Source organism: Pedobacter sp. KBW06 (genome assembly GCF_003852525.1).
Lineage (GTDB): Bacteria > Bacteroidota > Bacteroidia > Sphingobacteriales > Sphingobacteriaceae > Pedobacter.
The window spans coordinates 1,406,066-1,421,856 of the sequence record NZ_QAJL01000003.1 but is presented as its reverse complement, the minus strand read 5'-3'; the positions used below and the strand labels follow the sequence as shown (position 1 = coordinate 1,421,856).

At 43.1% G+C, this 15,791-nt stretch carries 9 protein-coding genes; 7 read left to right on the top strand and 2 right to left on the bottom strand.

The features are described from left to right. Nucleotides 1-80 precede the first annotated feature (80 nt). Both DBR43_RS20735 and DBR43_RS20730 read left to right on the top strand, forming a co-directional pair. Nucleotides 81-443 (top strand): BlaI/MecI/CopY family transcriptional regulator, encoded by a 363-nt coding sequence (locus DBR43_RS20735; protein ID WP_073233275.1) that lies wholly within the window; start codon nucleotides 81-83, stop codon nucleotides 441-443. A 4-nt stretch (nucleotides 444-447) separates the two neighbouring features. After that, nucleotides 448-1,884, top strand: coding sequence for a M56 family metallopeptidase (locus DBR43_RS20730; RefSeq protein ID WP_124584271.1), 1,437 nt, complete (start codon nucleotides 448-450; stop codon nucleotides 1,882-1,884). Here the strand turns inward: DBR43_RS20730 and DBR43_RS20725 are convergent. Both DBR43_RS20725 and DBR43_RS20720 read right to left on the bottom strand, forming a co-directional pair. After that, nucleotides 1,868-4,534 (bottom strand): carboxypeptidase-like regulatory domain-containing protein, encoded by a 2,667-nt coding sequence (locus tag DBR43_RS20725; RefSeq protein WP_124584269.1) that lies wholly within the window; start codon nucleotides 4,532-4,534, stop codon nucleotides 1,868-1,870. The two genes, DBR43_RS20730 and DBR43_RS20725, sit on opposite strands and share 17 nt — an antisense overlap. Continuing rightward, on the bottom strand, nucleotides 4,531-5,472 hold the full coding sequence (locus tag DBR43_RS20720) for a GLPGLI family protein (RefSeq protein ID WP_124584267.1): 942 nt from the start codon (nucleotides 5,470-5,472) through the stop codon (nucleotides 4,531-4,533). The genes DBR43_RS20725 and DBR43_RS20720 overlap by 4 nt, the downstream gene beginning before the upstream one ends. A 203-nt stretch (nucleotides 5,473-5,675) precedes the next feature. On the opposite strand from DBR43_RS20720, the gene DBR43_RS20715 reads away from it, so the two are divergent. From DBR43_RS20715 to DBR43_RS20695, 5 genes are all read left to right on the top strand, one after another. After that, nucleotides 5,676-7,004: a cytochrome ubiquinol oxidase subunit I gene (locus tag DBR43_RS20715; RefSeq protein ID WP_124584265.1), complete on the top strand. Its 1,329-nt coding sequence runs from the start codon at nucleotides 5,676-5,678 to the stop codon at nucleotides 7,002-7,004. Nucleotides 7,005-7,008: 4 nt separating this feature from the next. Then, the gene (locus DBR43_RS20710; protein ID WP_124584263.1) at nucleotides 7,009-8,028 is read left to right on the top strand and encodes a cytochrome d ubiquinol oxidase subunit II; all 1,020 of its coding nucleotides are present in this window, start codon (nucleotides 7,009-7,011) and stop codon (nucleotides 8,026-8,028) included. Between the two features lie 615 nt (nucleotides 8,029-8,643). After that, complete coding sequence (locus DBR43_RS33235; protein ID WP_199757094.1) at nucleotides 8,644-9,519, top strand: hypothetical protein; 876 nt, start codon at nucleotides 8,644-8,646, stop codon at nucleotides 9,517-9,519. 101 nt (nucleotides 9,520-9,620) lie between these two features. Beyond that, nucleotides 9,621-12,494 carry a TonB-dependent receptor gene (locus DBR43_RS20700; protein ID WP_233603066.1) on the top strand — a complete coding sequence of 958 codons (2,874 nt, stop codon included), beginning with the start codon at nucleotides 9,621-9,623 and terminating at the stop codon, nucleotides 12,492-12,494. 252 nt (nucleotides 12,495-12,746) lie between these two features. After that, complete coding sequence (locus DBR43_RS20695) at nucleotides 12,747-15,668, top strand: triple tyrosine motif-containing protein (protein WP_124584259.1); 2,922 nt, start codon at nucleotides 12,747-12,749, stop codon at nucleotides 15,666-15,668. Nucleotides 15,669-15,791: the final 123 nt, after the last annotated feature.

Sequence of the window (15,791 nt, the reverse complement as noted above, 5' to 3'; positions counted from 1 at the left end):
ATTGATGCAGGCTGAAATGCAGTGCAATATTTTTGATAAAGTCAACGTACAATTCGTATATTTACGATAATATCGTATTTATGGAAAAGTTAACTATACAGGAAGAAGAGGCCATGCAGGCCGTTTGGCAATTTGGTGCTGGCTTTATTAAGGATTTTATGGAGCTGCTGCAGGAGCCTAAACCTCCTTATACAACATTGGCCTCCACTGTTAAAAACCTGGAACGCAAAGGATTTTTAAAGAGCGAGAAATTTGCAAATGCTTACCGTTATAGTGCTAAGGTGAAAGAAACAGAATATAAAAAGCGCTTTATGAGTGGTTTTGTGAACGACTACTTTCAGAATTCCTATAAGGAGCTTGTTGCCTTTTTTGCAAAAGACAATAAGATTAGTGCTGATGAGCTAAAGGAAATTATCAACCTCATAGAAAACCCTAAAAACTGATGTGATGCCCGAATTCTTTGTTTTTCTGTTGAAGGTAAATGCCGGATTGCTCCTCTTTTGCCTGGCTTATTACCTGATTCTCCGGAAGCTTACTTTCTATACGCTTAACCGTTTCTTCCTGCTTGCGGGAATTGTGTTTTCTTCTTTGTATCCATTCGTGGATCCTATGGCCCTTTTCGGCCAACACGAGGAAGCATTGAGACCAATCGCTGCAGTTTTGCCTACTTTTTATATTGCAGCCACTGATGCTGCAGGTTTTGATTACTGGTTCATTGCCAGGGTCATTTTCTGGGCAGGTGTGCTGATCATGTCCGGCCGGATGCTGATCAGGTTTTACTCCCTCTACCGGGTGCACCAAAGTTCGGTCCCTGGGAAGGTGAACGCGTATGAGGTTCGTTTTCTGGAAGGAAACATCAGCACTTTTTCCTTTTGGCGGAACATTTACCTCAATCCTGATCTTCATCAGCCAACAGAGCTGGATGCTGTATTGGAGCATGAACAGGTACACGTAAAAGAATGGCATACGGTAGATATTCTTCTGGCAGAACTGACCACTGTTTTTTATTGGTTTAATCCAGGGGTATGGTACATGAGAAAAGCAATTAAGGAAAATGTAGAGTTTATCACAGACCAGCAGATTCTGAAAAAAGGGATTGACCGAAAAGCTTATCAATACAGTATGATCCATACTGTTTCTTCGGGAACACCTTCAGTCCTGATGAATAACTTCAATATCACAGGAATAAAAAGGCGGATTATCATGATGAATTCCAGAAAATCTTCGGGTGTTCAGTTAATCAGGTACGTGTTTTTGTTACCGGTATTGTTGGTGCTGACTACTGCATTTACCTTATTTAAAACAGAGATAAAAGCGAACCTTGGTTTTCAGCCTGCCCTTAAAACGAACAGCAGATCGTCAGCTGCGCCAAAGGCAGAAAAATCAGTTCTGGTAACTGAAAAAAAGATCGTTAAAGAGAAAAATAAAAGCTCAAAAATTGTTCCTGAACTGCAGCAAACCAGCAAGAAAGCCGAAATGGAAACAGCTGTAAACATAGCACAAACAGATACCGGGAAACGGCTAACTACCATACAGATCAGGCGGATTGATGCAGGGGAAACCAATGCCGATGGAGCTCCGGTAGCAACAAGGATGGCAGTTTTCAAAACCAGGGGAGTCGGATCTATGCATTTAACGAGTAAAGATTCGGTGAAAGTGCTGGTGCTTAAAGGAAACAGGAGCGACACAAAACCTGCTCAGGTAACCTTTATTGGGGAGGATCCGGACATTAAAATTTATATTGACGATGTAGAGGTTTCGGCAGAAAAGATGAGAGAATTGAACCCCATTGATATTGAAAGTGTAAATGTCCAAAAGACGGATCAATACCCAAAAACCAAAGGGGTTCGTATTTATACAAAAGACTTTAAAAAGTTAAAGTAGCTTTAAGTATCGCTATTCTGCCGGGTATTTCATAAGTACCGGAAGTAAAAGCATTGCTGGACAGGTACACTGCACGATAGGTTTTTATGTTTCCAAGGTTACTGATCCCGAACTCAAAATCAGTATTGATCTTGTTCAGCTTATACCTGGCGCTGAGGTCTGAGAAAAGATAACTCAGCTTGCCTTGTCCGGATTGTTTGGTGTAAAGATGCTCAGCCGATAAGTTTAGGAAAAAATCATTGAAGGGCATCAGAGACAATTCTGCCTGTTGCCTGATCTGCTGATATCTTATTGGTTCCTCTTTATTTGCTGTGCTTTTACTCTCCATCTGGTTGTAATTTATAGCATAGTTTAAATTGGTGTTATTGCTGATTTTACTTTGAAAGCCTGCTTTTATGCCGTTGTTTATTGCCTTGTAGGGCAGCAGTGTATTGTTCTGAAACTGGTTATTCATGCTTTGCGACCAGCTCAATCCCATACTGAAGGTTGTCCTTAGTTCAAACCAATACTTGCTGACATTTCCGGCCAGATTATACGCGCTGATGTTATTGTCGTAAGGCAATACGATTCTTTGCTGCAGGTTGTTGGTCAGGATGCTGGAAGATATGGTATTCAGGTTGATCCTGCTATAGCTTGCCTGCAGATTAAAAAAGAACATTGTAATGGCTTTTCGGTAATTGAAACTCAGTGCCGCCGTATGGTTCTTTTGCTCAGATAAGGGAGCGTTGTTGGCGTACAAACTGCGGTAATTTTTCAAGATCGCTCCCCGGTAGACATCATCCATAGTCCCCAGTTCATTTTTTAAAGCATAGGAAAACTGCAAATAGTTCTCTACTCCTGTCTGATACTTGAGTCTTAGGCCCGGACTTACAAAAAACTTATTCATTTTTTGATCCAGTGCATAACCCGGATCCCGATACTGAATGTACTGATAGCTCAATGGTACACTGAGACTGGCCTTCAGTTTTTCGTCTTCCGTTTCATATTCATACAATCCCTCCGTATACAGGTTTGACCGTTTCCATTCCAGGTTATTGAAGGCCTCAATTGCGGCCGGTTGTATTTGTGAATCCTCCTGGACGGTGTTTAGTGCAGAATTTAATTGCTGCGCCTGGAAACTAAAGCCCGTTTTATAAGTCTGGATAATTCCGGAAAATACTTTTTTAAAGGAGAGGTAGGTATTGGTAAAATAGGCAGGGGTATTGCTGGTCTGTATGAGCGCTGAATAGGGAATTCCCTGGTTCAGCTGCTCCTCATTTAAGCCCGAATTAACCTGTAGTTTCTCCGGCTGATTGCTGTAACTGAGGTAGGAGTACAGGTTATAGATGTTCCCGTTTTTCAGTGTGTTGAGGTAACTGAATTCATTGGAGACATCAAATGCCTTTTGCCGGAGTTGCTGTCCGAAGGGAATGCCATTGGTGTTTAAACCGACCTGGTATTTCATTGGGCTGTAATTGCTGATGAAGGTGTTGTTGAGGTAAGATTTCTCTCGGTTGATGTTGAGGCTCGCCTGTGCCCGGAACTGATTTGGTTTGGAGGTATTGGACTGTTTTTCCGTAAAACTCACATTTCCTGAAGGCAGGTAATACTCCGTAAATTTATCATAATCTCTTTGTTGCCGGTCCAGGAGGTAATAGAGGTTTGTTTTTAACTGAACATCCTTTTTCAGGTTAAAGAGGTTGTTTACGTTGAGGAGGGCTGCACGGTTAAAAAGATACCTGTTCTGGGGCAGGTCGGGTACACCGGCAGCTCCGGTAGATAAGATTGCACCTGGTTTATTATTATTCAGGCGCTCTTTGAGTTCTGAAAAGTTATGGGAAGTCAGCTCTCTGGCCGGATCATTACCGATGTTGTTTCCTTTCAGGTAGTTGATGCCCTTGTATTTTTTGTTGAACATCATGCCATTGATGTTTTCATCAAAACGATTGGGAAGGCCGGCACCCAGGCTGGCCTGGCCGATGAGCTTGATTTTAGCCTCATCTTTGATGGTAATGTTTAAGGCGACATCATCACTGTTCATCTTATTCCTGAGCATTTTGATCGGCTGGTCATTTTGAATCACCTGAACCTTATCTACCGCTTCTTTTGGAATGCTTTTAGTAGCAATGTTGTATTTGTCGTCCAGCAGGTTGTCTCCATCAATGTAAAAATTTGAAATGTTCTTGCCATTGTAAGAGATTCTGCCATCTGTAGCCACCTCGATACCAGGCATTTTTTTTAAGACATCCCCCAATACCCGGTCTTGCTTATTGCTAAAATCCGATAGCTTATAATTTAGGGTATCCCCATCTACTTTCAGTCTGGGCCTGTTGTTTACGACTACCGTTGGCAGATCGATGGCCGATTCATGGAGCACAAAATCATAGTTTTTATGCTGATCGCCAAAGGGCTGAACTTCACGTTTATAACCCAGGCTGCTCACTTCAAGGGAAGAACCGGCGGGCGGCACTGCTGCTGCTTTGAGCTGATAAGCTCCCTTTTCATCACTGCGGGTATAGGCAATGATCTTTCCATCCCCGCTTTTCAAAGTTACGGTGGCTGAGTTTATGGCTTTGCCTTTAGGGTCTTTAATCTGACCCCGGATCTGGCTTTGTGCGATGCCCTGCTTCGTCAAGAACAAAGAAAGGATCAGGAGCATGCTTAATCTCATTTTACCTCAGGTAGTTCTATCGGATTGTTAACCGTTTCTGTGATGAATTTACTTTTAGTCATTGTTCTTTGTCCGGTTATTCCACGTCCTTCCGCTGCCAGTGAGGAATTGATGAAACCATCGGGATCCTTTTTCATGGCCTCGCTCAGCTTATCAAATTCTTTTTGCGTGGTCTTTATACTGCCTTTAGGCAAATAAAAGGTTGGAGAGCTCAACAGGTCGGCACTGGTTAATCCGGAGATGTTCACCTTTCCACCAATACTGACCCCACCAATGGAGGACTCTGGTTCTTCTGGTTTTACTGCGGCGGTATTGTGTACCTTTTCAAATCCCTGAAATTTGAAAACCACTTCTTTTTTTGCATCCTGGGCTTCCACAATTAATCCGGGTAAGCCATTGAGTTTCCATGGCCCGCTTTGGAAAGGAAGATCCGGACAAAACCAGGCTGTATAATCTCTGCCTTTAAAGCGGGTGGTTGCTTTCTGACATTTCAGACCGGAAATGGTACTCGTATCTGAGCTAATGTTCCAGTTGATTTCGGGAAGCGCTTCCTCGACCAGGTAATTGTTAACCAGTTTTTTTTTGATGATGATTTTCTTTTCCGCAGGATATTGGTAGAACTCATCATAAGTGAGGCTCTTCGGGCTGCCTTTGATGTTGATGCTCAACTTCCCGGGAACAGCGTTTTTGATTTGTTCTTCAATGTCTTTTTTGCGCTGAATGTCGAACTGGATTTTGTCCATGCTCAGGTAGGCACTGGTTTTTGTACCGAGAAGCAGCACCATTTCTTCGCTTGATGCCTTATCACGCTGTATGGTGTCTTTGATATGGGTAAAACTGTAAATTGCTTTTGCGCGGATGCTGTCTGCTTTCTGGGCTTTAAGGGGGCCGAAAAGTAAGGCGGTAAGGCCGCCTATCAGAAGAATTTGTTTTTTCATGTGGTTGTTTTTGGTTGAATAATGAGGGTTAACTACGATAATATTGTAAACATACGAAAGTATCGTAATAATACTAATTAATCGTAGAATTTTTTTACTTCATTATGTTTAATTAATCAGGAAATAATATGTTCTACAGTCATTAAGCATTAACTTTGCCCGCAGAATTTCTTTTAGCCATTACCGTTTATTAAAACCTTAATATGGACGATTTTTTAGCTGCCCGCCTTCAGATGGCCTTTTCCCTTGGCTTTCACATTGTTTTTGCTTGTATTGGAATGGTGATGCCATTTTTCATGTCTCTGGCTCACTTTTACTGGCTTAAAACCAAAAATGTAGTTTACCGGGATGTCACGAAGGCCTGGAGTAAGGGAGTGGCGATTTTCTTTGCCACCGGTGCAGTTTCAGGAACCGTATTGTCTTTTGAGCTGGGCCTGCTCTGGCCCAAATTTATGGAACATGCAGGACCCATATTCGGAATGCCTTTCTCTTTAGAGGGAACGGCATTTTTTATTGAAGCGATAGCGCTTGGTTTTTACCTGTATGGCTGGAACAGGATTAATCCCTGGTTCCATTGGGCAACAGGTGTGGTGGTTGGCATCAGCGGTTTGCTGTCTGGAATTCTGGTGGTCGCTGCAAATGCCTGGATGAACAGTCCGGCAGGTTTCGATTATATAGACGGGCAATACCTCAATATTGATCCGATCAAGGCCATGTTTAATGATGCCTGGTTTTCCCAGGCACTCCACATGACGGTGGCTGCTTTTGTGTCCACAGGTTTTGCGGTTGCCGGGGTCCATGCCTTAATGATCCTTCGGGGTAGAAATGTGGCCTTCCACAGTAAAGCCTTTAAGATTGCCGCGGTATTCGGAACGATTGCGGCTTGTTTACAGCCCATCAGCGGCGATATCTCTGCCAAAGATGTAGCAAAGCGTCAGCCGGCGAAACTCGCGGCCATGGAGGCCCATTTTCATACCGAAAGAAATGCCCCGCTGATTATCGGAGGGATTCCCGATACTGCCGGAAAAAAAGTGGATTATGCCATCAAAATTCCCGGATTGCTCAGTTTTATGGCCACAGGTGATTTTAACGGAGAAGTAAAGGGGCTCGACAGTGTGCCTAAAGAAGACCAGCCGCCGATAGGTGTAACCCATTATGCTTTTCAGGTGATGGTTGGACTGGGGATGGCCATGGTAGGGCTTGCACTATTGTATTTTATCGCCCTCTGGAAGAAGAAACAATGGCTGAACAGCAACTGGCTGCTGAAATTATTTGTGATCGCTACTCCGATGGGTTTCATCGCTTTGGAGGCCGGATGGACCGTTACCGAAGTTGGACGGCAACCCTGGATCATTCATGGGATCATGAGGACTGCCGATGCGGTAACACCAATGCCCGGAATTGCCTATTCCTTTTACCTTTTTACAGGAGTATACATTTCGCTTTCTGTAATTGTGAGTTTGTTGTTGTACCGCCAGATTACCATGGTGGGTAAGTTATACGATTCTTCCACTGAAGTCCCTAAAAGCTAATCCTATGATCTACGTTGTTATTATTTTTCTCTGGACCGCCATTTTATTGTACATCCTTTTAGGCGGCGCCGACTTTGGGGCAGGAATTATCGAGCTTTTTACTTCTAAAGGAAATAAAGACAGGACCCGTAAAACCATGTATGATGCAATAGGCCCGATCTGGGAAGCCAATCACATGTGGCTGATCATCGCTATTGTGATTCTCTTTGTAGGTTTTCCTAAAATATACACCACGGTTTCCGTTTACCTGCACATTCCGCTGGTTTGCATGCTGCTCGGTATCATTGCCCGTGGAACGGCTTTTGTTTTTCGAAATTACGATGCCGTAGAAGATGACATGCAAAAGGTGTACACACCGATCTTTGTATATTCCAGCCTGATTACGCCCTTTTTTCTTGGGATCATTGCGGCAAGTGCCGTTTCGGGCAGGATCGACCTTTTGGCAAATGATTTTTTATCGGCTTATGTTTTTAGCTGGCTCAATTGGTTTTCTATAGCGGTTGGAATTTTTACGGTAAGCATTTGCGGATTTTTAGCCACGATCTTTATCATCGGACAAACCGATAACGAAAGCGACCGGAAACACTTTACCAGAAAAGCACGAAGAACCATTTTTATCGTAATGGGGTGTGGGGCGCTGGTCTTCTTTGCCGCTTATCTGGAACAAATTCCTTTGTTTAACTGGATCTTCGGAGATACTCCCGGCCTGATTGCCATTATTGCTGCCAGTATTTCATTGGTGATCATGTTCTTTATTTTAGAGCGGGACAAGCCGATTATGCTGAGGCTGCTGGCCGGTTTTCAGGTTTCCATGATATTGTTTGCTGCGACCTACAGTCATTTTCCGGATATTGTGATGCTGAAGAATGGTGAGAACCTTTCCTTACTGACCCATCAGGGACAAACAAAAACAATAGACTCCCTGGCTTATGCATTGTTGATCGGGAGTATCTTTATTTTGCCTGCTTTATTTTACCTGATCTATATTTTTCAGAAACGGGGAGCGCTGCCTTCAGATCATTAGATCTGTTTTAACCTAAATTCAGCTTCTTTTCCACTATAGATTGTAAAATGCTTTCTGACCGGAAATGCTCTTAATGGTGTCTGCACCGGGCAGCTCAAATGTCAACTTAACTTCTGGGTTGAAAAATAAAGGCCCTGATCACCAGGAAAAGTATAATTAAGCCCATCATCATGATCATTATTTCTGAAAATCCAACTTTTACTCCGTATATCATCATATTGGCTCTTTTTTTCAAGGTATACAATTAAAACGCAAAAAGACAGGTTTTCGTTTAAAAAGTATCAATACTTGTTTTGCGGATGTAACCTTATTCGATTGTTGTTCGATGACCACAGTTAACCGGAACGTCCCTGAGATGTATCGGGAATGCACCAGGGACATCTTTCCGGTCAAATAGATGTTGCTGGTAGGTTTCGACGATATATTCCGGACAAGCAGGGGATCTACTGATATCGAACACCGCTTTCAGAAGGGCGCCTGTTATGGAAATCTATTGTTGATTGTAACAAACTAAATGAAGAAGAAAAAAATTAATTATAGCGATTAAACCTAAATCATTTTACAAAGTCTTAACCACATCAACCATACAAAATACTGCCATTAATTTGACCCGTTATGAAAGCTAAATTTTTCAAATTCACCTTCCACACCATTTTACTTGCCGGTTTCAGTTTATCAGGATATGCGCAGAAATTACCAGATGTACAGACAGCCGGGCTAATTGCTCCTGCCGGAATCAGGGTGGATGGTAAAGACAAAGAATGGAACGACAGTTTTCAGGCTTTAAATAAGCGGACAAATATTTATTATACCATCGCCAATGATGACAATAATCTTTATGTAGCGATTAAATCTACAGATGGGGCCAATAACATGAAGATTATGGCCGGAGGGATCACATTTTCTGTAAATCCTGATGGTAAAAAGAAGGAAAAAGAAAGCATCACACTGACTTATCCGTTAATAAACCGTGGCAATACAAACCGTGGAGGCGGACAGGGTGGAGGCCGCAGGATGATGATGGGAACAGTGATGGGCGGAGGCGGTGGCCAGCAGCAGAGCAAGCAACAGCGCGATTCTATGATGGCCGCAGTGCAGAGAACACAACTTGCCCAGGTCAAAGAAATCAGGATCAGTGGATTTAAGAATACTGCAGATACCTTGATATCTATATATAATGAACATGGAATTAAAGCGGTCGCATCAGTTGGTGCCGACAATGCCTTTTTCTATGAAATAGCGATTCCACTGGCCGCTTTTGGTCTTACAAAAGACAGCAGTACGGAGTTTGCTTATAATATCAAATTAAACGGATTACAGATACCAGGGTTAGATGGTGGTGGTTTTGGCGGCGGCGGTGGCGGCGGCGGAAGAGGTGGATTTGGCGGTGGTGGATTCGGACCAAGAGGGGGAGGAAATTCCGGCTTTGATTTTCAGGCACTGGCCAGCCCTACCGATTTTTGGGGTAAATATACTTTAGCCCGGAAATAAAAAGACACACACAAACCAACCATATAGACAACATGAACCAATCTTACAAGCTCACAGCTTTCCGGCTGCAGCAAGTCCATCGCGCCCGACAATCTGGAGCTTTGAAGAAATTAGTCCTCTTATTCAGCCTTATTTTTAGTTCGGCTTTTCTTTTTGCGCAGGACCAGCCTAAAGGGCAGAACCCTCCACCTCCATTGCCAACCCGGGAAATCAGCGGGATTGTAAAAGATTCAACAGACCTGGGCGTGATCGGTGCGACGGTAAGTCTGACCTCAGATAAAGACACCCTGAAAACGAGCACAAATGCAGACGGGATCTTTATTTTTAAAAATGTTAAATCGGCTACTTATACGCTTTTAGTCCAGAGTATAGGGTATAAAGCATCCAAACCGGTACGCTATAAACAAAATGATGCTGTTCCAAGAATTGTCATGGATCCCATCACATTGAAGGAAGAAAAGAACCAGCTGAATGAAGTGGTGATCAACGGAACGCCATCGATCACTTATAAAACGGATACAGTAGAATACAAAGCCAGCGATTATATCGTCAGGAAGAACGCTACGGTAGACGAATTGCTGAAGAAGATGGAAGGGATGGAAGTGGGGACGGACGGGACAGTTACCCACCAGGGGCAAACTTTAACCAAGGCTAAATTAAACGGAAAGGAATACCTGGGCGGGGATTTGGCAAATGCCATTAAAAACCTGCCGGCAGAGATCGTGGAAAAGATTCAGGTGGTGGATGATTATGGGGATCAGGCGGCAAGAACCGGCGTTAAAGACGGAGATCCGGAAAAGATTTTAAACATTACCACCAGGACCGATAAATCTGTCGGAAATATGGCCAATGTAAACGTAGGGGCGGGAAGCAATAAGCGCTTTGAATCCGGACTTTTCGGTACGAGAGTGAACGGAAACCAGACCATCGGCGTCAATGGAAGATTTAACAATACTGTTAATGGTGTAGCTCCAAGTGGAGATAACGGAAGTAATACCGGTGGCGGTGGCGGCGGTGGAAGAGGTGGAAATGGTGGTGGAAATAACAATAACGGTGGAGCTGCTACCGGAAGTGGGGGAACCACACAAAACGGTCTTGGTTCCTTTAGTTACCGGGATAAGGTGAGCAAGAAGGTGGAGGTGAATTTAAATTATGGTTTTAATACCACAGACGTGAATTCCCTTAACAACAGTACCGCAAAACGATTTGCCGCAATTGACCCTAATGCGCAAGCTGCACCTGTTGATAATGTAACCAATGAAGTGAGACGGAGCATTGCTGATAACCTGACCAAGAGCCATAATGTCCGTTTGGAGATTGAAGCCGAACTCGACAGCAATAACTTTCTGAAATTCATACCTACATTCAGATACAATTCTACCCGGAACTCCAGAATTGATACGATTTTCCAGGATGGGTTTAACCACAGGGACGAATTCACGAAAAATTTAAGTACGAATACCAGACCGCAAATCGGGGCAACGATATTTTATCAGCATTTGTTTAAAAAGCCAAGGAGAAATATCTCCACTCAGATAGAACTGAACAGCAATAATCAGGATGCGGAACAAACCCAGGATTCCAGGTATATCTTTTATACCGATATTGCAGAGACCCAACACCGGGACTCTTTAGTCAACAGGATGATTGCCCGTAAAAATCTTCAGGACAATTACAGAGGTAGTCTGACTTATGTGGAGCCATTGACTTTAAATACGCAGCTGGAATTTAATGCGCAGATCAACTATAACGGTTACGACAATACCGCGACAACGAGAAATATCGGACCCAATGGAAACCTGGCCATCATTGATTCGCTAAGTAACATTTATAATTATTCCTTTACTCAGGGGCGTATTGCGCTGAATTACCGCTATGGTATGGACAGGAATTCTAAAGTCAGGTTCTCCCTTGGATTAACTGCAGTGCCTGCAGTACTTTCAGGGACGAAACAAAGCCTGGGTACAACCACCCATAGAAACAGCTTTAACATGATTCCGATCGCCCGTTTCGAGTATTTATGGTCCAGACAACATAAACTGCAGATCAATTATTCAGGAACGGCGGTAGAACCTACCTTTGATCAGATTCAGCCCGTAAGAGATGTGTCTAATCCTCAGAATCCGATCGTGGGTAATCCCGACCTGCTGGCTGCTTTTACGCATACCATTAATGCCAATTACAATAATTATATCGCCAACTCGAAACTCAATTACTCGCTCAATCTGAACGGTACAATGACGGATAATGCAGTCATCAGAAACACGGTTCAGATCAGACAATCTCTTGCGGGCGGGATCACCAATTATATCAATGAAACGAGGTACCTGAACCAGAATGGCATATACAGGATAAATGCAAACTACTCGGTTAATAAACAGTTGAATGACAGAAAATACAACCTCGCTCTGAGTGGCTCAGTAAGTTACGACCACCGTATGTCTATGACGAATGGTTTACAGAATAACACAAATGTATTAACGATGGTGGAACGTTTCGGTCCGAGGATCAATCCAACAGAATGGTTCGAAATCAATCCAAATGTCTCTTATAATCATACCAAATCAACAAATAGTCTGCTGATAAACGCTAACAGTAATACCAATACCCTTGCGTTGAATCTGGACGGAAGAGTTTATCTCTGGGACACTTATTTATTTGGCTATAGTGCGAGTAAAAACTATGTGAGGGGAATTAGTGCAAATGTAACCAGTAACCCGTTTGTCATCAATATGTATGTGGAAAAGGAACTGTTTGACAGGAGAGGAAAGGTTACTTTCCAGGCTTTTGACTTACTGAATCAAAATAACTTTGTGAGCCAGGATGTTTCTGAAAATGCAATTGTAGATACCAGATCAAATGCATTGAGCAGATATTTTATGGTTCGTTTGAGCATGAGATTGCAAAAATGGACCGGTGCGAAGGGCAAAAATGGCAGAGGAATTATGCGTAGGGGGGATGGTAGTTTCATGTAGGGCAAAATTAGTGCGCTGCTCAAAGGCTGGAATTTTTGCCCTGAAAGGGGCAAACTTCCGGGGCCTTTTCGCAGACACTGATTTTGTCGGGGAATTTCCGGGTTAAAGGCTTTAGTCCGGCTCAGAACTTCCAATTCAACTCCGGCATTGCCTGGGGAGGGGGCAGGGGTTGAATTTAAGCAGTGTTATCTACCTTAAAATCCGTATTTTGGCTTATTAGTCATTATACGGATTTTTTTTGCGCGATCATTTATGGGAAAACCTTTACTGCTGTATACACTTTTATTTTTTTGTTTTGTTGGAGCCGGAGTAGCTCAGGATCAGATGGCGAGTCCGCAGATTGTAAATTATAATAACGAACAATATAAGGCCGGGATTCAGAACTGGGACCTTGCTCAGGATAAAAACGGGATTTTGTATTTCGGAAATAATGAAGGTTTACTCAGCTTTAACGGATCATTCTGGAACCTCATCCGGCTTCCTAATTTTACTTCAGTACGTTCGGTAGAGATTGATACTAAGAACAGGATTTTTGTTGGCGGACAAGATGAACTGGGATATTTCTTCCCTGATCATCATGGGGTGCTAAAATACCATTCCATTGTTCCGCTGATTCCGGAGAAGTACCGCAAATTTGCCGATGTCTGGAACTTAACGATTTTAAATGACGAAGTGGTTTTCAGAACCACAACGGCCATTATCCATTATAAAGATGGGGCGGTAAAGGTCTACAAACCGGAAGTTTCCTGGGAGTTTGCCGGCCAGGCAAAAGGACAGCTGTTTGCACATTCCAAAGGAAAAGGACTGATGGTCTATGAAGATCATATATGGAAGCCTTACTGTACTGATCCGATACTGAACAATTCTGTGGTAACGGGTATTATGGAATATGCCCAGGACACCTTATTGGTTTCCACGCTGAAGAATGGATTGTTGCTGATGCATGACCGCAAACTCATTGCAAAGAAAACAGTGCTTGACGGGGTTTTTTATAACGACCGGATTTATTATGCAAAGAGAATTGATGGAGAAAAGTATCTGATAGGGACCACCTCAGGAGGGGTGATCATCATCAATAAAGCCGGCAAACTGGTACAACGATATACCTATAGGGATGGCCTGCAGAATAATAACGTAAGGGGCTGTATCATTGATCAGAATAAAAATCTGTGGCTGGCACTGGATGATGGAATTGATTATATCGCCATCAACAGCGCCGTCAAGAATATTTTTCCGGACAGAAGTAAACAGATCACCAGTTATGCGGTGGCCGGATTTAATAACCGCCTCTATATCGGGACTTCAAATGGGCTCTATGTAACACCTGTAGAGCCGGGTATCAAAGACCTCAGTCTCTCCAAAGGAATGTTTTCCGAAGTTAAAAATACCAAAGGACAGGTTTGGAGTTTGTCTGAACTGAACAATCATCTGCTGATGGGACATGAAGATGGTTTTTCTGTGATTGAAGGGGAAGCAGCCCGGCAGATTTATTCGGTGCCGGGAACCTGGCTGTTTCAGCCGGTTTCCAATGTCTTTCCATCCGCAGACATTATTGCAGGCTCTTATCTCGGACTTCAGAAAATCAGTTATCAGAACGGAAATTTTACCAATGGAAACAAGGTAGAGGGAATCACAGAGTCTTTAAGGTTTATTGCTTTTGATAACGATAACCACATTTGGGCTTCTCATCCTTATCATGGGGTCTATAAATTTGAGCTTTCTGCTGATTATAAAAAGATCATTAAGCAAGACGTGTATAATGATAAACAAGGACTCCCTTCGTTTATGTACAACTATGTGTTTAAGCTCAAAAACAGGATTGTGATCGCTACCGAAAACGGTGTATATGAATATAATCCGGCAAAAAACAGGTTTGCGCCTTTTCCCTTGCTCAACAGTGCATTAGAGGGAATGCCCATTCAATATTTAAAGGAGGATGCCAAAGGAAATGTCTGGTTTATCTCCAATAAAAAAGTAGGAGTGCTTGATTTTACACAGGCCCGCGGAAATCAGCCCTTTTCTATTCATTACTTTCCTCAGTTAGATGGAAAGGTAGTTGGCGGTTTTGAATCCATTTATGTGATGAATCCTGAGAATGTATTTATCGGCGCAAATAAAGGGGCCTATCACCTTAATTATGCCAAATACCTGGATAATATTTCCAGACCTCAGGTGGTGATTGGTAATATCCGCCTGATCGGGAAAACGGATAGCCTGATTTTTGGCGGCTATTTTATGAAACAGGACACGATCAGCAATGCGCAGGACCTCTCCGGCAGTCTGAGGTTGGCCAATGCTTTCAATTCCCTGCATTTCGAATATTCTTCTACCTTGTTTGAGCACCGCAAGAACATTGAATTCAGCTACCAGCTGGTCGGTTTCGATAAGAGCTGGTCGCCATGGCTGCAAAAGACAGAAAAAGACTATACCAACCTGCCTGCCGGTAAGTACAGCTTTACCGTAAAGGCAAGGAATAGTGTCGGTAATGAATCTGAACCCGTTTCTTATACCTTCGAAGTCTTGCCGGCCTGGTATCAGAGCTTATGGATGTATTTTCTTTACGCGCTGGTGTTTGGCCTGATCATATACCTTTTGTTTAAATGGCAGAAAAAGAAACACCGCATTGCGCAGGCAAAACTGAGTTACCTGCACCAGTTGGAAATGGACCGTTCAGAAAAGGAAATCGTCCGGCTGGAGTATGAAAAGCTGGAGGCAGACGTGGATTATAAAAACCGGGAATTGTCGACCATGACCATGCACCTTGTGCAAAGAGGAAAGGTCCTGGCTAAAATTAAAGATGTGATCTCCAGCGTCATTAAAAATCACGACATCAATGATAGCTCGCCAAGTTTCCGGCACCTGATCCGCCTGATCCGTGATGTGGAAAAGAGCGATCAGGACTGGGATAATTTCTCTATGCATTTCAACTCTGTAAATGCAGACTTTTTCAATAAACTGAAGGACCTGTATCCGGACCTTACCCCCAATGAGCTCAAGCTGAGTGCTTACCTCAAAATGAATCTTTCTACTAAGGAAATTGCGCAACTGATGAACATCACCATTAAGGCAGTAGAGGTGGGTCGTTACCGTTTGAGGAAAAAACTGCGCCTGCAGTCCGAAACTAATTTGTATGATTTTCTCATTGCGATCTTTAGATCTGATGCAACAGGTTAATTTATTTTAAGTTACTGTTAATTAGGTTTTTGAGTATTCGTTGTAGTAGTAATGTAGGGCCTGCCGCAGCGCTGTTGTCCTGCTTCTCCGGCTGCTGTAGTGGCGGTGTAGGTCTGCCTGTTT